Raw genomic sequence first — 18,074 nt, 5'->3', positions numbered from 1 at the left:
GCCACCTCGCCATCGCCCCGTCCGATCGGGCACCCGTGACCTACGGGTGCCCTCCTCGTACCAGCCCCACCGCACCCTCAACCCCACGTCGCCGAGTAATGGCGCCGGTACGCCTTGCGGTCCTGTTCCGCCCGGATCCAGCGCGTCGCCACCAGGGCGACCAGACTGCCCCCGATCACCAGCAGACCGGGACCGACGTTGCGCGGGTCGGCCAGCCGCGACAGCAGGGTCGACGGGTCCGGCAGGATGCCCCGCACCGGAGCCGACGACCCCGGCGAGGCCGCGTCCGGAGCCACCGCGCCCTGTGTCCGGGACGGAGCCGGGGACGGCGCCGCCGCCCCGCCGTCGGCCCCGGGTGCCACGATCAGCCGCACCCCGAGCCGCGCCAGCGCCTTCGTCACCGGCTGGAAGTACGTCGTACCGCCCGACCGGCAGTCACCGCTGCCGCCCGACGTCACACCGAGCGCGATGCCCTCGGAGAACATCGGACCGCCGCTGTCCCCGGGCTCCGCGCACACATCGGACTCGATGAGACCGCTGACCGTGCCCTCGGGGTAGTTCACCGTCGCGTCGAGCGCGGTCACCTCGCCGTCGCGCAGCCCGCTGGTACTGCCGCTGCGGAACACCCGCTGGCCGACCGCCGGATCCGCCACCCCCGTGATCCGTACGCCCCTGCCGTCGCCGATCGCCACCACGCCGGCCCCCTCGCCCGCCCGGCCGCCCGCGTACGCGATCAGCGAGTAGTCGTCGCCGGGGAAGCTGCCGCCGACCGTGGTGCCGACCTCCTGCCGGCCCCGGTCGTCGGCGAACCACACCGACCCCTCGGGCCCGCAGTGCCCGGCCGTCAGGACGAAGTCCCGTTCGCCGTCGGTCACGTTGAAGCCCGCCGAACAGCGGCCGGCCGTCGACAGGATGGGCCGCGCCCCGTTGAGACGGGTGGTGAACGTGCCCCCGGTGCGCTCCATGCGGACGAAACCGCCGATGCCGTCGGCCACTTCGGTCAGCTCCGACCAGTCCTCCGCGGACACCGTGCTGTCGCCGCGCACCACCACCTCGTTGGACCGGTAGTCCAGGGCCCACGCCGTCCCCGGCACGCGCGGCGCCGCCCGCAGCGTCGCGGTGGCCGACCTCAGGTCGTCCATGCTGCGTTCCACCCTCCTGGGTTCGGCCCCGGCCGCCCGTACGTCCTCCGCCGCCGCCTCGTCGGTGACCGCGACCACCGTCCGCCCCTCGGCGTCGGTCCAGCTGCCCGCCGTACGGGACGTGCCGAGCCGCGCCACGAGGCCGGCGCCCGGGCGGGCCCCGGCCTCCCCGGCGGTCGCGTACGGCACCGCGTCGGGCACCCGGGGCTCACCGGCGACGGCGTGGGTGACCATCGTCGCCCCCAGCAGAAGCCCTCCGACGGCCGCCAGCCGTGTCACTCGCCGGACGACCCGTCGTGCGTGCCTCATGCGTGACTCCCGAACCGGAACAGCGCGGTGCGCACACCGCGGGGGCCTCCCTGACGCGAGCGCCCTCCCTCCATACGGGTCCGGCACGCGGCGCGTTCAGGGCGGATCCGATCCCGTGCGCACGGCCGCGCCCAACCGGCCGTACGGGCACCCCCGTTGGGGACGGCCCCGCCCCGCCGGGGCGTCCGGCGGCGGAACGGCGCGGCCGCCGCCGCGGGGCACGCCCGCCTATCGTGTGGTCATGACCAGGATCCCGCACGAGACGTCCGGTGAACCGAACCCCCTGCACGCCCTCACCCTCGACCGCCTGCGCCGCCGCACCAGCATGAAATGGCGTACCCACCCCGAGGACGTGCTGCCCGTGTGGGTGGCCGAGATGGACGTCCCCCTCGCCGCACCGGTCGTCCGTGCCGTGACCGAGGCGATGGAGCTCGGTGACACCGGCTACCCCGCGGGCACCGCGTACGCCGAGGCGCTCGCCGCCTTCGCGGACGAGCGGTGGGGCTGGGACGGACCGGCCGTCGAGCGCACCGCGATCGTGCCCGACGTCATGCTCGGCGTGGTCGAGATGCTGAAACTGGTCACCGGGTACGGCGATCCGGTCGTGGTGAACCCGCCGGTGTACCCGCCCTTCCACGACTTCGTCCGGCATATGGACCGCCGGGTCGTCGAGGCCCCGCTCGGCCCGGACGCACGGCTCGACCTCGACGTCCTGGAGGACACCTTCCGCCGGGTGACGGCCGGCCGGGAGCGGGCCGCCTACCTGCTGTGCAGCCCGCACAACCCCACCGGCACCGTGCACACCGCCGAGGAGTTGTCCGCCGTGGCCGCCCTCGCCGAGCGGTACGGCGTACGCGTCGTCGCCGACGAGATCCACGCGCCGCTGGTCGTGGGGGAGGCGCGGTTCGTGCCGTACCTGAGCGTGCCCGGCGGCGAGCGCGGGCTGTCGCTCATGTCGGCGTCCAAGGGCTGGAACCTGGCCGGGCTCAAGGCGGCCCTCGCCCTCGCCGGCCCGGAGGCGGCCGGGGACCTGGCACGGATGCCCGAGGAGGTGGGGCACGGACCCAGCCACGTCGGCGTCCTCGCCCACACCGCCGCCCTGCGCGACGGCACCGCCTGGCTGGACGCCCTGCTCGCGGGCCTGGACGCCAACCGCCGGCTGCTCGCCGCCCTCCTGGCCGAGCACCTGCCCGACATCCGCCACCGCCCCGGCGAGGCCACCTACCTGGCCTGGCTCGACTGCCGGGCCCTGGGCCTCGGCGACGACCCGGCAGACGCGTTCCTGCGGCACGGCCGAGTGGCCCTCACCTCCGGACTGCCCTTCGGCACCGGCGGCACCGGTCACGCCCGCCTGAACCTCGCCACCTCGCCCGAGGTGCTCGAGGAGGCGGTACGGCGGATGGCGGTGGCCGTGGAGCGGCGGCCGGGGCGATGAATCGTGCGGTGGCGCGGGCCCCCGGCCCGTACCCTCCAGGGCATGGCTGACGAGTGTTACGCGCATCCACGACTGGCCGCCGTCTACGACCCGCTCGACCCCGACCGCAGCGATCTCGACGCGTATCTGCGCATGGCCGAGGAGTTCGGCGCCCGGTGGGTGCTGGACATCGGCTGCGGGACCGGGGTGTTCGCCCTGCTCCTGGCCGGCCGGGGGATCGAGGTGACCGGTGTCGATCCCGCCGGGGCGTCCCTCGAAGTGGCCCGGGGCAAGCCGGGCGGCGACCGGGTCCGCTGGATCCACGGCGACGCGACGGCGCTGCCGCCGCTGCGGGTCGACCTGGCGACCATGACGGCGAACGTCGCCCAGGCCATCGCCGATCCGGACCTCTGGCACGGCACCCTGCGGGGCGCCCACGCGGCCCTGCGGCCCGGTGGCCGCCTGGTGTTCGAGACCCGGGACCCGGCCCGGCGCGCCTGGGAGGAGTGGACCCGGGAGAAGTCGTACGGCAGGACGCGGGTGCCGGGCGTCGGCACGGTCGAGCACTGGGTCGAGGTGACGGGGGTGGATGGGCCGCTGGTGACGTTCCGGTCGACGTACGTCTTCGCGGCGGATGCGGCAGACGCGGCGGACGCGGCGGGCCCCGAGGTGCTGACGTCGGACTCGACGCTGCGTTTCCGTGAGCGGCAGGAGGTGGAGGCCGACCTCGCCGGGCACGGCTACGTGGTGGAGGAGGTGCGGGACGCCCCCGACCGGCCGGGACGGGAGTTCGTCTTCGTGGCGCGGCGTACCGACTGACCCCGCGGCCGCGCCCGGCGGTCCGTCAGGTCCAGGCCCGGTACGGCTCGTCGACGAGCTGGAAGACCGGCTCGCCCCGCACCGGGTCCTTCGCCGTCGACAGTCGCACCCGGTCGCCGCTGTGGATGCCGATGGGCGGCCCCATGACCCTGCCCCGCACCACGAACCCCTCGGCCATCTCGATCAGGGAGACGTTGCGGGCCGCGGGGGTGTTGCGGTGGAGCACCGTGGAATGGCGGACCGTGCCGACGCCCTCGCTGCGCTCCGTACGCAGGTCGCTGCCCTGGCAGACCGGGCACAGCAGCCGGTGGTACATGGCGGTGCCGCACCAGGTGCAGCGCTGGAAGAGCATGGCCTCCGCGTGGTCGGTCCCCTTGGCTTCGAGGACGCCGGTCGCGGAGCCGGCTGCCTGCTGAGCGACGCTTCCTGAGTGGTGGTACACGCTGGTCAACTCCCTGCACTCGGCCGGAATCCCACGTGCGCGGTCGCCCGGGCACGCCCGTGCCCGGTGGGCCGTGCCACCGTGCACAGCGACAGGGTATGGCACTCAGTGTCACGCGTAAAGGCACTCCGTACCCTCAAAATCGGGGCCGGGGCGTCTCGTCCCAGCCGCGCCCTAGCGCGGACTCCAGTTCCTGCACCACCCGCCACAACGGTGCCCCGCGCCGCGTCACGACCACCACCACGTCCTCGGGCCCCTCGGCCGCCGGGGGGACCGGCGTGGCTCCGAACGCCGCCTGCACCTGCCCCAGCGCATGGTCCACCGCGGCCTCCGCGTCCCCCTTCCCGTCCGAACGCAGCCAGGACCGCAGCGCGTTGTTGTGCGCCGCGACCACCGCGGCGGCGATCACGTCGGCCCGCAGACCGCCGTCCCGGAGGCCGGCGAACCGGGTCCGCAGATACCCGGCCAGGGCACGCTCGTACCGCCAGACCACCGACAGCTCGTACGCCCGCAGCCCCGGCACCTTCTTGGTGAGGTGATAGCGCTGCACGGAGAACGCCGGGTTCTCGGCGTACATCCGCACGACCAGGCGGGCCGCGTCGCAGACCCTGCGCACCGGATCGTCGTCGGCCGCGCCCGCGGCCAGGAAGGCCGTCATCTCGTCCAGGCACTGCTCGTGGTCGGGGAAGACCACGTCCTCCTTGGACGGGAAGTAGCGGAAGAAGGAACGCCGCCCCACCCCGGCGAGCGCCACGATGTCGTCGACCGTGGTCTGTTCGTAGCCCCGCTCCAGGAACAGCCGGAACGCCGCCGCGACCAGGGCGTCCCGCATCGGCGGCTTCACGGCCCTGTCACCGCGGCCGGGAGCCGCACTGCTCGCGCTCATGACCGGAACGTAGCACCGGCACGCCCCTCCTGGCACTCGGTGCACATCGGTGACGGAACTCAGTACCACCGCGGCCCCTTCCCGCCGGTCGTTCCTATGATCGGTCCACCGTCGTCCCCGAGGAGCCCGCATGCCGCCCGCCCGCCCCCGCGTCCTGTACGTCACCGACCTGGCCTACCCGGCCCGCGGGCGCCGCTACGGCGACGAGGACGTCTTCCTCACCTCCCGGCTGCGCGAGCACCTGGACCTGGCCCTGTGCCACCCGCGGGACGCCGCCGCCCTGCTGGACGGCTTCGACGCCGTCGTGGTCCGCAACAGCGGCCCGGTGCTGGCGTACCAGGCCGCCTACGACGCCTTCCGCGAACGCGCCGCGCGGACCGGCACACCGGTCTACAACCCGCTGACCGGCAGGGGGGACATGGCCGGCAAGCAGTACCTGCTCGACCTGAGCGCCGCCGGGCACCCGGTGATCCCCACCGTCGACCGGGCGGAGGACCTGCACCGGCTGCCCACGACGGAGCGGTACGTGGTCAAGCCGCGGCTCGGCGCCGACTCCATCGGGCTGCGCGTCGTCCCCGCGGACGAGGTGCTCGGTCTCGTCGACGGCGACGTCCTGGTGCAGCCGCACATCGACTTCGCCTACGAGGTCTCCTTCTACTTCGTCGACCACGACTTCCAGTACGCCCTGCACGCCCCGCGCCCGGAGAGCCGCTGGGAGCTGGAGCCGTACGAAGCCACCCCGGCCGACCTCGACTTCGCCCGCGGCTTCGTCGACTGGAACACCCTCGGCCACGGCATCCAGCGCGTCGACGCCTGCCGCGCACCGGACGGCGCACTGCTGCTGGTCGAGCTGGAGGACCTCAATCCGTACCTGTCGCTGGACGCCCTCGACGACGCCGGCCGGGAGGCGTTCGTGTCCGCCCTGACGGCCTCCCTGCGGCGCTTCCTCCGTGACGCGGGCGTGACGGACGGCTGAACCCGCGGGGCCCGCGGCGCGTATCCCCTCCCGACCGCCTCGCGCGGGACGGAAGGAGAGCACCGTGACGACACCGTCCGGGCCCGGGCGGCCGCCCCAGGGGCCGCCCCTCGAACCGGTGCGCGTCCTGCGCCCGCGCCGTACCGACGCGCTCGCCGAGCTGTTCCGGGAGTTCGAGCAGGACGACCGGGGCGGCTACGAGTCGGTGCCGCTGCCCCGGGCGCCGGCCGGGTCGGAGGACAGCACGCGGGAACTGCCGCCCGTCCCCGCCGCCCGTCCGCCGACGGCCCCGCACGCCGCCGGGTCCCGCCGCACCGCGTGGGCGCTCGCCCTGGCCGGGGCGGCGGTCGCCGGCCTCGGCGGCGCGCTCCTGCTCACGGAGCGGAACGCCGGGGACCGTACGGCACCCGCTCCCGCTCCCGCCACGACGGCTCCCGCCGTTCCCGCCGGCCCGGGGTTCCTCCGCGAGGGCGACGCGGGCAGCGAGGTGACCGAACTCCAGCGGCGGCTGCTGCGCGTCCCGGACGTCTACCGGGGCGGCGCCACCGACGGCCGCTACGACGCCGCCCTCTCCGAGGCCGTCGCCCGCTTCCAGCTCTGGTACGGCGTCAGGGGCGACGAGACCGGCGTCTACGGCGACGACACCCGCCGCGCCCTGGAGTCCCGCACCGGCTCTCCGGGATCCTGACACCCGCCCGGCGCCGCCCCCACCGCCCGTCCGTTACCGCTCCCGCGGCATCCGGATGTCGAGCACGCACACGTCGTCCCGGCGCTCCTCCTCCAGCATCGCCTCCAGCAGCGTCCCCAGGGAGCCCTGCTCGTCGCCCGGGTGGGCCGCCACGGCCTCGGCGAGACGGGCCAGGCCCACGTCGATGTTCTCCGGGGGACGCTCCACCAGACCGTCCGTGTAGAGCAGCACTCGGTCGCCCGGCTCGAGACGGCACTCGGCCTCCTCGAAGTGCGGCGTGGTGGCCGCGCCCAGGAGCATGCCGCTGGGCCGGCGCAGATAGGTGACCTCGCCGCCGCGCAGCAGCAGGGGCGGGGTGTGGCCCGCCTGGGCCCAGACCAGTCGCCGTTCGCCGGGCCGGTAGCGGGCCAGGACCATGGTCGCGGTGCCGTGGGTGTCCCGGGAGTGCAGCAGCAGGGTGTTGAGCCGGGCGAGCGCGCCGGTCAGCGACGAACCGGTGATCACCATGCCTTTGGCCGTGAACCGCAGCTGGGCCATGGTGGCGACGGCGTCCACCCCGTGCCCGGCCACGTCGCCGACGACGAACAGGGCGTCGCCGTCGGGCAGTTCGATGGCGCTGAACCAGTCGCCGCCGACGTGGATGCCCGCCTGCGCGGGCAGGTAGGCGACCTCGACGCGCAGGCCGGCCAGGTCCACCACCCGTTCGGGCAGGGGCAGCAGGGCGTTCTGCAGACGGGCGACCAGGGTCCGCTCGGACTGGAGCACGTCGTGCTGGGTGAGGATCGCCCGCTCGCTCTCCACCAGGGCCAGCTCCGCCCGCCGCCGCGCGGTCAGGTCCTGCACGAAGCCGTGCACCTCGACGGGCGTGCCGTGCACGTCGGCCACCGCCTCGGCGACCAGCCGCAGGTGACGGACACCGCGCCCGCCGCGGACCCGGAACGGCAGGTCGAAGGGGCGGCCCTCGCGGACCAGGCCGGTGACGGCCACACGCAGCGCGGACCGGTCGTCGGACACGGCGAGCTCGGGAAGGCCGGCCAGCGGGACGGGCCCGTCGGCCGGGTCCCGGCCGAGGATCGTGAAGACCTGCGACGACCAGGACGCCTCGTGCGTGGCCAGGTTCCAGTTCGCCCAGCCGAGGTTGCCCAGCCGCTGCAGGTCGGCGAGCCGCTGCTCCTGACGGTCGGAGGAGGCGTGCCGGACCCAGGTGACGACCAGCGCGTCGACCAGCCGGGTCACCCGTACGGAGTAGGTGGACAGCTCGGCGACGCCGTCCGTCCGCTCCTGGTGGGCGAACGGCGCGCTCTCGTAGGTCTCCCCGCCGGCCAGTGCCTCCAGGCAGCCCCGCCCCACCGGCCCGTCGTCCAGGTCGGGCCAGAACTCCCGCAGCCGCCGTCCCACCGGGTCGCCGCCGGTGTCGCCCAGGAGGCCGGCCGCCTGCTCGGTCGCGGCGTCGATCCGGAAGTCCTCGGCCTCACCGGAGGGGCCGCGCAGCGGGGTCAGCAGCATCGCCGCGACGGGCAGCGCCGCGAACAGCGTCCGTACGGCGTCCGGCGCCGGGCCCGCCGCCGGCTCCGGCCGGGGGCCGAACGTGCGCAGCCGCCCGGCGCACAGCTCGACGACGCCCCGCAGATGGGCGCGGTCGCGCGGGGTGAACGGGCCGGGGCGCCCGCGCAGCACACCGACGCAGACCTCGGGTTCTCCGCCGGCGGGCACCGGCAGCCAGGCCCGGGACGGCCACCGCTCGGGCCCACCGGTCAGCGGGTCCCGCGCGTCGTCCTCGTCGGAGTCCTCCCAGAGCGGTTCGCCGGTCCGCAGGGCGTCCAGTACGGCGGTGCCGGCGGAGGCGGGCACCTGACGCCACCGGGCGGCGAGCCGTTCGTCGATCCCGCAGTGGCCGATCAGCTCCGCGCCTCCGCTGGGCCGGCGGGCGTGGATCACGACCGAGTCGGCGCCCATGTCCTGGGCGAGGTGGTCCCGCAGGCACCGGGCGAGCGCCCGGGGCGTGTCGGCGTGCACGAGGGCACGGCCGAGGCGTCCGAGGGCGTCGGCGACGTCGTCGGGAGGCGACGCCTCCGACGGACCGGTCCCGGTCTCGGGGAGTCCGGCCGCGGCGTCCCCCTTGTCGTGCGGCGGTTCCGCCGGGGACGTGCCGGTGCCGGACCGGGCGGTCACCGACCGGCCCAGGGTGATCCAGCACTCCTCCAGCAGACTGCGGCGGGCCGCCTTGGCCCGCTGGAGCAGTGTCTCGCCCGCGGCGTCCGCGGAGCAGCCGGTCAGCGCCATGACGACGCCCTTGGCGCGTTCCACGACCGCGGACGTCGCCGCCCGCTCGCGCAGCCGGTCCATCTCGGCGCGCTGCTGGGCGACGACCCTGGCCAGTTCCACCAGGTCCGGCGTGGCCGCGGACTCCACCGGGACAACGGGCTCGCTCATCACGGGTTGAGCATCGCACACCGCTCGCGGTTCGTTGACCGGCTCGTTCCCTCACGATTTTCCCGGTGGCCCGGGCCGGCGCACCCCTTCGCGTCCGCCCCGCCCGCGGGCCCGCCCCGGCCCGCGCGGAACGGCGGCCGGCTCGGCCCCCGGCGGGCGCCCCGGGGACCGGTGTCCCGCGGACGCGACGCGGGCACGGTCAGCGGCCGGTGTCGGCCAGGGCCTGGGTGACCGCCCGTACGCTGCGGGCGATGTGCTGGAGCTGCATGACCTCGGCCGCGTACAGCTTGATGGTGTGCTCGATGACTCCTTCGTGCAGTCCCAGCCGGGGCAGGTCGGCCCGGGCGGTCTGCAGGGCGGTCCTGGCCACCCGGATCTCGTGCTCGACCTGGATCTGCGCGTGCCGGGCCAGCAGGACGGGGTGCCGGATGAGCGCCGGGTAGCTCGCGTAGCGCGCGGGCACCAGCTCGCGCAGCCACTTGGCCGCCGAGCGTTCCCAGTCGTAGCTGCCGGGGGTCTTGACCTGGCAGGGCCAGTCGGCACTGAGGCGCGTGGACGTCAGGGGCATGATCATCGCTTCCGGGTGTACGGCGTCGCTGGGGTGGACGACGGGGCGGGACGGCCCCGGCCTAGGGGATGACCGGGGCCGCCACGAGCGGCCGGGCAGGGGATGCCCGGCCGAACACCGTGGCCGCAGGAGCGGGTAGGAGCCGGCGGCTTCGGGTGTTCGCTCGGGCGCCCGGTGGGGTCCGGTGCCGTCCGCGGCGAGGGGTGCAGGCAGCGCATGGGCGGACCGTCGGCTTTCCGGGCGGAGCGGGTGGTGACGAGGGGTGGTGGAACGCGGTCCGGAGCGGCCGGGTCGCGATCCGTGAGCAGTATTTATATATGCCATCTGGTTTTCAAGACGTATGAAAACATTCATGCGCGCTTTGATACGGAAGCGCCGCATGTGACGGCTTTGGGGGGCCGGTCCCTGAGGGGAGAAGCGGGCTCAGTCCCTGAGGAAGAACTGGTGCTCGTCCGCGACGTGCTCGTACTCGTCGAGCCGGGCCTGCGTCCGCTCCGGATCCGCGTCCGTCATGGCCTGGAGCAGCGCCGCGCACATCACGCCGGGCGCGGCGTAGGAGTCGAACACCAGCCGGGACCCGGTGCCGGTGGCGAAGGTGACGTCGGCCTCGTCCACGATCGGGCCCAGCGCCAGGTCCGTGATCAGCGCGACCTTCAGCCCGGCGCTGCGGGCCACCCGCACCGCCGTCAGGGTCTCCTGGGCGTGCCGCGGCATGGAGAACGCCAGCACCCAGGTGCCGCCCGCCTCCCGGGACTGCAGCAGCGCGTCGTAGGCGACGCTGCCGCCCAGCGTCACCAGCCGGACGTCCGGGTGGATACGACGGGCGGCGTAGGCGAAGTACTCGGCCAGGGAGACGGAGATGCGCAGACCGAGGACGGTGAGCGGCGTGGACGCGGACAGCCGGCGGCCCACCTCGATGACCCGGTCGGCGTCGGCGAAGTCCCGCCGCAGGTTCTCCAGGTTCTCGATCTCGGCGTCCACCGCCGCCTGGAGCTCGTTGCCCCGGATCTCCTCGGCGGGACCGCCGGAACGGGTCCCCAGAGTGATCGACTGGAGCTTCTCCCGCAGCGCGGGGTAACCGCTGAAGCCGACCGCCGAGGCGAACCGGGTCACCGAGGGCTGGCTCACCCCCACCCGGTCGGCGAGATCCGTGATCGACAGGAACGCCGCCTCGGCGATGTGCTCGATCAGGTACTGGGCGATGCGCCGCTGGCCGGGGGAGAGGCGCGGCCGGTCGAACAGCGTGCGGAGCTGGGCCGTCGGGGAGACGTCCGTCTCCTGGACCGCCTTGCCCGAGGTGATCGCGGATGCCCGTGCGCGTGCCTGCTGCGGCGATCGCACCGGTGCGCCTCCTTCGTCTCCCACGAGGGTTCAACATAGCCCACACACCGTGGTGACCAGTGCTTCCCGGCGGAGCGCACCGGCCCGCATCCCCAGGGATAGCCCCGCCCCGCGGGGGAACCCGCCGACGCATCGGAGCACGCGCACACCCCAGGCACACGAGGAGCCACCGGACATGACCGTCCCCGAGGAGAACCGGCCCAAGACCACGGACACCGACGACACCGTCGAGCGGCGGGACCGGGAGGAGACGCGCGACCAGGGCGGCACCGGCCGCACGATGCGCGAGGCACTGGAGGAGGCCGAGATCCGGCCCGACGACTTCGACGAGCGCTAGGTCCTCCCCCGACCTCCCCCGTCCCCGTCCCTCCGCGTCCTCGACGCGACTACGTTTCGGCAGGTGAAGGCATGAGCGCCCTGAGCGCGCTGGAAGAGGCACTGGAGAACCGATGGGAGGCGCTGTGGGCGCGGGTGTCCGGCCGGGAGCCGGTCGAACTCGTCGACGCCCTGCGCCGTGAGTGCGACAGCAACGCCGTGGTGTGCCGGGCGGGCCGGGTGCTCGTCCCCAACGCCTACGACGTGGAGCTGCCCGCCGGGGTGCACGAGGAACTGGCGCGCCGCGGCAGCCGCGTGGGGCAGGCGCTCACCGACCGGCTGGCCCGGCACGCCGCGCGCCACGGCTACGAGTGGGCGGGCCCGCTCGCCGTGCACGTCCGCCGCTCCACCACCGAGGTGCCCAACGGCCGTTTCCGCGTGGCCAGCAGTGTGATGCCGCACGTGAGCGCGGACGGTTTCCAGCGCGCGGCCCGGCCGGGGCCCGGCTGACCGCACCGGTCAGCGCCGGTAGAGCGTGATCGAGTGACCGACGTCGTCGACCGGCCGGCTGTCCTCGATCAGCGCGGCCAGCCGCCCGGTCGCCTTGGCCGCGGCGGAGTCCGACACCACCAGCAGCCCGCGCACCTCGTCGAGCGGCACCCGGCGCGGATCGGCGGCGTCGATGCCGTAGGCGGCGGGCACCCCGCTGCCCTTGTAGACCAGCCAGACCCGCTCTCCCCGGTACCGCTCGCGCAGCCGGTCGGCGAGCAGGCCCAGGTCCTGGCCCCAGTCCACGTTCGAGTCGTGGAGCCGCAACCGGGTCTTCGACGGACCGCCGAACGCCTCGTTGGAGTACGGCAGGTAGTGCGGGTACGTCCGCAGCGAACTCACCGCGACGAACCCCACCAGCGCCGCCGTCACCGCCCGCGTCCACCGCCACCGCACCGCGAGCACGCACCCCGCCGCCACCGCCAGGAACATCGGCAGGAAGACGGCGTACCGGGTGCCGAAGTCCGCGAGCCGTACATGGCCGCGGCCAGCAGCACCGCCGGGGCCGCGAGCAGGTACGGTGCGGCGGGCCGCAGCCTGCGCACCCCCACCACCGCGACGGCGCCGGCCGCCCACAGCACGAGCGTGCCGAGCGGCGTCTTCACCAGCAGCGCGGCCGGCAGGTAGTACCAGAGCGAGCCGGTGTAGTGGCGGCCGAACAGGAACCCCTCCCACGGGTGGTCCTCGAAGCCGAACTGGACGCGCATGCCGTCCCGGTACGGCTCGGGGAACGGCAGCAGCTCCACGAGCAGGCCCCGCAGCCCGTGCACCACCGGCACCTGCTCCGGGGGAGCCCAGCGCAGCCGGGGATCGACGACCAGGTACGCGGCCCACACCACGGCGACCGCGACCAGCGCGAAGGCCCCGGCGCCCGCGACCGCCCGCACCAGCCGGTGCCGCCGGCCGGCCGCGGCCGCGCACCACGCCGACACGGCGGCCGTCCCCACGAGGACCGGCAGCACCGGCAGCACGCTCATCTTCGTGGCCAGCGCCGCCCCGAACGCCGCCCCGGCGAGCGGCAGTCGCCACCGTGGCCGCCGCCGCGCCCGCCACAGGAGCCGGACCGAGGTCAGGACGAACCCGGCGGCCGGCACGTCGAGCGTGGCCAGTGACCCGTGCGCGATCACGTCGGGGGAGAGGCAGTACAGCGCGAGCGCGGCCGACGCGCCGACAGCACCGGCCAGTTCGCGGGCGAACGCGAACACCACCAGCCCGAACAGCAGCGTCAGGACGATCACCGGCAGCCGCGCCCAGAACATGAGCCGCCACGGATCGTTGCCCGACTCGTACAGCAGGCGCCGGCCCAACGCGCCCTGGTCGCCCCGGAATCCCGCGTCGAGGTGCGGATCCGCGACCGCGGTCCCCGTCGCGATCACCAGCTTCCCGAGCGGCGGGTGCTCGGGGTTGTACCGCAGGCTGTGCTCCCGGAGGTACACGGCGGCCGTACCCACGTACACGGGCTCGTCGATCGTCGGCGTCTGCCGCACGGCGGTGGTGACCATCGCCGCGGCCATCTGCCCGAGGAGCAGCACCACCACCACGACCACCGGCCACCGCCGGCCCGCGCCCCGCGGCGCCGTCCCGCCGTGGACCGCTTCCCGTGCGCCCGCCGCCGCAAGACCCGTCATGGGCCCCCACTCTCGCACCGGCCCCGTGCGCGCGGGGCGGAACCGGCGCGGTCAGCGCGCCGCGCGCACCACGGCCGGGGCCCGCGCCGCGAGCGCGCCGAGCGGGTCACCGGTCAGCCGGCACAGCGTCCACTCCTCCAGCAGCTCCGCCCCGAGCGCCTGGTAGAACGCGATCGCCGGCTCGTTCCAGTCCAGCACCATCCACTCGAAGCGTTCGAAACCGCTGTCCCGGCAGATCGCCGCGAGGGCGGCCAGCAGCGCCCTGCCGTGTCCGGCACCCCGGGTGCGGGGACGGACGTAGAGGTCCTCCAGGTGCATGCCCCGCGTGCCCGTCCAGGTCGAGAAGCGGGGGAACCACAGCGCGAAACCCGCCACCTCGCCGGTGGTGTCGTCCTCGGCGATCAGGACGGAGGCGGCGGGGCGGTCGCCGAACAGGGCGGCGCGGAGCTGCTCCTCGGTGGCGCGGGCCTGCTCGGCGGCCTTCTCGTAGGCGGCGAGTTCGCGGATCATCGCGCGGATCTCGGGGACGTCGTCGACGGTGGCTTCTCTGATCACGACAGCAGAGCCTGCGTCAGGAGGCCGCACTCCGTCCAGCCGGTCCCACCGGCCGGGACGCCTCCGGCAGCGCGGACGGCGGAACCACCAGGTCGGCCCGGTCCCGAGTCGGGTCGATCAGCTCGGCGTTGCGCTGGTCGGTGCGCAGCACCCAGGCCACCGCCTCCTCGTGGCTCTTGCCGAACTCCTCGTGCCGGGCGATCAGCCGGCGCAGCCGCTCCTCCTCGTCCAGCGCGCAGAACCACACCTCGTCCAGCTGCGCCCGCACCCGCGTCCAGGCACCGGTGTCCAGCAGAAGATAGTTGCCCTCCGTCACCACCAGCCGGGCGCTCGGCGGCACCGGCACGGCCCCCGCGAGCGGCTGCTCCAGCTCCCGCTCGAAGCCGGGCGCGTACACCACGTCGTACGTCTCCTCGCGCAGTCGGCGCAGCAGGGCCGCGTAGCCGGCCGCGTCGAAGGTGTCCGGGGCACCCTTGCGGTCCCGGCGGCCCAGACGGTCGAGTTCGGCGTCGGCGAGGTGGAAGCCGTCCATGGGGACGTGCGCGGCCCACGGTGCGCCGGTGCCGTTCAGCTCCCGCACCAGGTGTGCGGCGAGCGTGGACTTGCCCGCGCCCGGGCTGCCGGCGATGCCGAGGAGGGCGCGCCGGCCGTCCCGGGGCAGGGAGCGGGCACGGCGGAGGAGGTCGTCGAAAGTCAGTGCCACAGGGGAAAGTGTGTCACTTGCGCAGCCGGCGGACCGCCGCCATGTGGCCCGCGCCACTCACTGTTCGGCGCCGTATGGGGAACGGTGTCCTGTATGACGGATCTGGGTCTGCCCGATGACATCCTCGCCTGCCTCTTCGACCTCGACGGCGTCGTCACGAGGACGGCCGTCGTCCACGCGGCCGCCTGGAGGGAAATGTTCGACGCCTTCCTCCGCGAACGGGACGGCGACGCCTTCCGGCCCTTCACCGACGCCGACTACGACGAGTACGTCGACGGCCGCCCGCGTGCCGACGGAGTGCGCACCTTCCTCGCCTCCCGCGGCATCGAACTGCCCGAGGGGGACCCCGGCGATCCGCCCGACGCACGCACCGTCCACGGCCTCGGCAACCGCAAGAACGACCTGCTGCTGGAGCGGATCCGCACCGACGGCGTGGAGGCATACGACGGCACCCTGCGCTACCTCGCGGCGGTCCGCGCCCGCGGACTGCGCACCGCGATCGTCTCCTCCAGCGCCAACTGCCGTGACGTCCTGCGCTCGATCGGCGCCGAGGACCTCTTCGACGTGCGCGTCGACGGAGTGGTCGCCGCCGAGCGGGGGCTGCCCGGGAAGCCGGCGCCCGACACCTTCCTCGCCGCCGCCCGGGACCTCGGTGTCGAACCGTCCCGGGCCGCCGTGTTCGAGGACGCGCTGGCCGGCATGGACGCCGGCCGCGCGGGGCACTTCGGATACGTCGTCGGTGTGGATCGGGTGGGCCAGACCGACGCCCTGTACGCGCACGGCGCCGACCGGGTCGTGACCGACCTGGCCGAACTCGGGGGTGAGCAGTGATCACACAGCGGGCGTACGCCGTCGAACCGTGGACCGTCCGCGAACGCAGCCTGGACCTCGGCGTCCTCGCGCAGAGCGAGTCGGTGTTCGCGCTGTCCAACGGCCATGTCGGCTGGCGCGGCAACCTCGACGAGGGCGAACCGCACGGCCTGCCCGGCTCCTACCTCAACGGCGTCCACGAACTGCACCCGCTGCCCTACGCCGAGGCCGGTTACGGCTACCCGGAGTCGGGCCAGACGGTCATCAACGTCACCAACGGCAAGGTGATCCGGCTGCTGGTCGACGACGAGCCGTTCGACCTGCGCTACGGGCGGCTCGTCAGCCACGAACGGACCCTGGACCTGCGCCGGGGCGTCCTGGAGCGGGTCTGCGAATGGACCTCCCCGGCGGGGTCCACGGTCCGGGTGCGCTCCACCCGCCTGGTCTCCCTCACCCAGCGGGCCGTCGCCGCCGTCGCCTACGAGGTCGAGCCCGTCGACCGCCGCACGCGTGTGGTGGTGCAGTCCGAACTGGTCGCCAACGAGAGCCTGCCGGGACCGGACGGCGACCCGCGCGCCGCCCGCGCCCTGAAGTCGCCGCTGGAACCGGAGGAGGACGTCGCCCGGGACCTGCGGCTGCGTCTGGTGCACCGCACCCGGCGCAGCGGCCTCAGGGTCGCCGTGGCCGCCGACCACACCGTCGACGGCCCCGAACGGACCACCACCGGCTGCGAGAGCAACGTGGACGTGGCCCGGCTGACCGTCACCTCGGTGCTGGAACCGGGACAGCGGCTGCGGGTGGAGAAACTGGTCGCCCACGGCTGGTCCGGCGCCCGCTCCCGGCCCGCGATGAGCGACCAGGTGGAGGCGGCCCTGGCCGCGGCCGGGCACAGCGGCTGGCAGGGCCTCCTCGACGAACAGCGGGCCTACCTCGACGACTTCTGGTCCCGCGCCGACGTCGAGGTCGACGGCGACGAGGAGATCCAGCAGGCCGTCCGCTTCGCCCTCTTCCACGTCCTGCAGGCCGGCGCCCGCGCCGAACGGCGCGCGATACCCGCCAAGGGACTGACCGGCTCGGGCTACGACGGCCACGCCTTCTGGGACACCGAGGTCTTCGTGCTGCCCCTGCTGATCTGCACCGCGCCGGACGCCGCCGCCGAGGCGCTGCGCTGGCGGCAGACCACCCTGCCCGTCGCCCGGGAGCGCGCCACCCAACTCGGCCTGCGCGGCGCCGCGTTCCCCTGGCGCACCATCGAGGGATCGGAGGGCTCCGCCTACTGGCCCGCCGGCACCGCCGCCTTCCACGTCAACGCCGACATCGCCGACGCCGTGGTGCGCTACGTCCAGGCCACCGGCGACGAGCGCTTCGAACACGACACCGGCGTGGAACTGCTGGTGGAGACCGCCCGGCTGTGGCGCTCCCTCGGCCACCACGACGACCGGGGCGTCTTCCACATCGACGGGGTCACCGGACCGGACGAGTACAGCGCCGTCGCCGACGACAACACGTACACCAACCTCATGGCCCGGGCGAACCTGCTGGCCGCCGCCGACGCCTGCAAACGCCATCCCGACCGGGCGGCGGAGCTCGGCGTCGACGAGGAGGAGAGCGCCGGCTGGCGGGACGCCGCCGAAGCCGTGCACGTCCCCTACAACGACGAACTCGGCGTCCACGAACAGCACGCCGGGTTCACCCGCTACCAGCGCTGGGACTTCGCCGGCACCCGCGCCGACCAGTACCCGCTGATGCTCCACTTCCCCTACTTCGACCTCTACCGCAAACAGGTGATCAAACAGGCGGACCTGGTGCTGGCGATGCACACCTGCGCCGGTTTCTTCGAGGAGAACCACGACGACGAGCAGATCGCCCGCAACTTCGCCTACTACGAGCCGCTGACCGTACGGGACTCCTCGCTGTCCGCCTGTGTCCAGGCCGTCCTCGCCGCCCGCACCGGCCACCTCGACCTGGCCCACGCCTACACCGCCGAGGCCGCCCTGATGGACCTCGCGGACCTGGAGCACAACACCCGGGACGGACTGCACATCGCCTCCCTGGCCGGTACCTGGACCGCCCTGGTCGCCGGGTTCGGCGGCCTGCGCTGGGACGACGGCAGCCTCCGCTTCACCCCGCGGCTGCCGCCGAGGCTCGGCCGCCTGGCCTTCACCCTGCGGTTCCTCGGCCGGTGCCTGCGCGTCGAGGTCACCCCCGACCGGGCCACCTACACCCTGCGCTCCGGCCCGCCGCTGACCCTCCGTCACCACGGCACGGAGCTGACCGTGCGCAAGGACGCCCCCGTCGAACGGCCCGTCCCGCCGCCCGTACCGCGCCCGGCGCCCGCGCAGCCCCCGCACCGCGGACCGCACCCGCGCTGACCGGCGGCGGGCACCCGGAGCACCCGGGGCACCCGGGGCGGGTGACGCGGTTGGGCGTATCCCGCCCTGCGTGCCCGCCCCGAGCGGGTTAGCTTGTCCGTGTTCTCCGGAAAAGCCCCGGCCC

16 protein-coding genes and 1 pseudogene are annotated in these 18,074 nt (G+C 74.5%); 8 read left to right on the top strand and 9 right to left on the bottom strand.

All coding sequences use genetic code 11. From position 1 onward, the window contains the following. Nucleotides 1-77 precede the first annotated feature (77 nt). Nucleotides 78-1,451, bottom strand: a complete 1,374-nt coding sequence (locus FHX78_RS01485; protein WP_145865641.1) for a S1 family peptidase — start codon at nt 1,449-1,451, stop codon at nt 78-80. Between the two features lie 241 nt (nt 1,452-1,692). Here FHX78_RS01485 and FHX78_RS01480 point away from each other — a divergent pair, with 241 nt between their 5' ends. Next, nucleotides 1,693-2,886 carry a MalY/PatB family protein gene (locus FHX78_RS01480; protein ID WP_145865640.1) on the top strand — a complete coding sequence of 398 codons (1,194 nt, stop codon included), beginning with the start codon at nt 1,693-1,695 and terminating at the stop codon, nt 2,884-2,886. 42 nt (nt 2,887-2,928) lie between these two features. Beyond that, nucleotides 2,929-3,684 carry a class I SAM-dependent methyltransferase gene (locus tag FHX78_RS01475; protein ID WP_145865639.1) on the top strand — a complete coding sequence of 252 codons (756 nt, stop codon included), beginning with the start codon at nt 2,929-2,931 and terminating at the stop codon, nt 3,682-3,684. Nucleotides 3,685-3,709: 25 nt separating this feature from the next. Here FHX78_RS01475 and FHX78_RS01470 read toward each other — a convergent pair whose 3' ends face one another. Next, nucleotides 3,710-4,126 carry a Zn-ribbon domain-containing OB-fold protein gene (locus FHX78_RS01470; protein ID WP_145865638.1) on the bottom strand — a complete coding sequence of 139 codons (417 nt, stop codon included), beginning with the start codon at nt 4,124-4,126 and terminating at the stop codon, nt 3,710-3,712. A gap of 136 nt (nt 4,127-4,262) precedes the next feature. Further along, nucleotides 4,263-5,012, bottom strand: coding sequence for a TetR family transcriptional regulator (locus FHX78_RS01465; RefSeq protein WP_145865637.1), 750 nt, complete (start codon nt 5,010-5,012; stop codon nt 4,263-4,265). Nucleotides 5,013-5,142: 130 nt separating this feature from the next. Between FHX78_RS01465 and FHX78_RS01460 the strand changes: the two genes are divergently transcribed. After that, nucleotides 5,143-5,988: an ATP-grasp domain-containing protein gene (locus FHX78_RS01460; RefSeq protein WP_145865636.1), complete on the top strand. Its 846-nt coding sequence runs from the start codon at nt 5,143-5,145 to the stop codon at nt 5,986-5,988. Nucleotides 5,989-6,052: 64 nt separating this feature from the next. Next, on the top strand, nt 6,053-6,676 hold the full coding sequence (locus FHX78_RS01455; protein WP_145865635.1) for a peptidoglycan-binding domain-containing protein: 624 nt from the start codon (nt 6,053-6,055) through the stop codon (nt 6,674-6,676). Between the two features lie 33 nt (nt 6,677-6,709). Here the strand turns inward: FHX78_RS01455 and FHX78_RS01450 are convergent, their stop codons facing one another. The 3 genes from FHX78_RS01450 to FHX78_RS01440 all read right to left on the bottom strand — a co-directional run bounded on the left by FHX78_RS01450 (nt 6,710) and on the right by FHX78_RS01440 (nt 11,018). Beyond that, complete coding sequence (locus FHX78_RS01450; protein ID WP_145865634.1) at nt 6,710-9,109, bottom strand: SpoIIE family protein phosphatase; 2,400 nt, start codon at nt 9,107-9,109, stop codon at nt 6,710-6,712. Between the two features lie 199 nt (nt 9,110-9,308). Continuing rightward, entirely contained in the window at nt 9,309-9,683 is a 375-nt protein-coding gene (locus FHX78_RS01445; protein ID WP_189908672.1) for a hypothetical protein, read from the bottom strand. A 417-nt stretch (nt 9,684-10,100) separates the two neighbouring features. Further along, entirely contained in the window at nt 10,101-11,018 is a 918-nt protein-coding gene (locus FHX78_RS01440) for a MurR/RpiR family transcriptional regulator (RefSeq protein ID WP_167531656.1), read from the bottom strand. Between the two features lie 175 nt (nt 11,019-11,193). On the opposite strand from FHX78_RS01440, the gene FHX78_RS36625 reads away from it, so the two are divergent. Both FHX78_RS36625 and FHX78_RS01435 read left to right on the top strand, forming a co-directional pair. Continuing rightward, complete coding sequence (locus FHX78_RS36625; protein WP_167531655.1) at nt 11,194-11,355, top strand: hypothetical protein; 162 nt, start codon at nt 11,194-11,196, stop codon at nt 11,353-11,355. A gap of 71 nt (nt 11,356-11,426) precedes the next feature. After that, nucleotides 11,427-11,843 carry a DUF3662 domain-containing protein gene (locus FHX78_RS01435; protein WP_145865632.1) on the top strand — a complete coding sequence of 139 codons (417 nt, stop codon included), beginning with the start codon at nt 11,427-11,429 and terminating at the stop codon, nt 11,841-11,843. 9 nt (nt 11,844-11,852) lie between these two features. On the opposite strand, the pseudogene FHX78_RS01430 reads toward FHX78_RS01435, so the two are convergent. The 3 genes and pseudogenes from FHX78_RS01430 to FHX78_RS01420 all read right to left on the bottom strand — a co-directional run bounded on the left by FHX78_RS01430 (nt 11,853) and on the right by FHX78_RS01420 (nt 14,768). Further along, nucleotides 11,853-13,396 (bottom strand): annotated as a pseudogene (locus FHX78_RS01430) (phospholipid carrier-dependent glycosyltransferase). 165 nt (nt 13,397-13,561) lie between these two features. Beyond that, a complete protein-coding gene (locus FHX78_RS01425) occupies nt 13,562-14,065 on the bottom strand; it encodes a GNAT family N-acetyltransferase (protein WP_145865631.1) in 504 nt (167 codons plus the stop codon). Nucleotides 14,066-14,081: 16 nt separating this feature from the next. Further along, nucleotides 14,082-14,768 (bottom strand): nucleoside/nucleotide kinase family protein, encoded by a 687-nt coding sequence (locus FHX78_RS01420; RefSeq protein WP_145865630.1) that lies wholly within the window; start codon nt 14,766-14,768, stop codon nt 14,082-14,084. A 93-nt stretch (nt 14,769-14,861) separates the two neighbouring features. On the opposite strand from FHX78_RS01420, the gene FHX78_RS01415 reads away from it, so the two are divergent. Continuing rightward, a complete protein-coding gene (locus FHX78_RS01415) occupies nt 14,862-15,599 on the top strand; it encodes an HAD family hydrolase (RefSeq protein WP_145865629.1) in 738 nt (245 codons plus the stop codon). Beyond that, complete coding sequence (locus FHX78_RS01410; protein WP_145865628.1) at nt 15,596-17,950, top strand: glycoside hydrolase family 65 protein; 2,355 nt, start codon at nt 15,596-15,598, stop codon at nt 17,948-17,950. Before FHX78_RS01415 ends, FHX78_RS01410 begins: the two co-directional genes overlap by 4 nt. Nucleotides 17,951-18,074: the final 124 nt, after the last annotated feature.

The sequence above is a fragment of the Streptomyces capillispiralis genome (genome assembly GCF_007829875.1).
GTDB lineage: Bacteria > Actinomycetota > Actinomycetes > Streptomycetales > Streptomycetaceae > Streptomyces > Streptomyces capillispiralis.
Note: the sequence above shows the minus strand (reverse complement) of the source record. Positions and strands in the feature narration are given on the sequence as shown.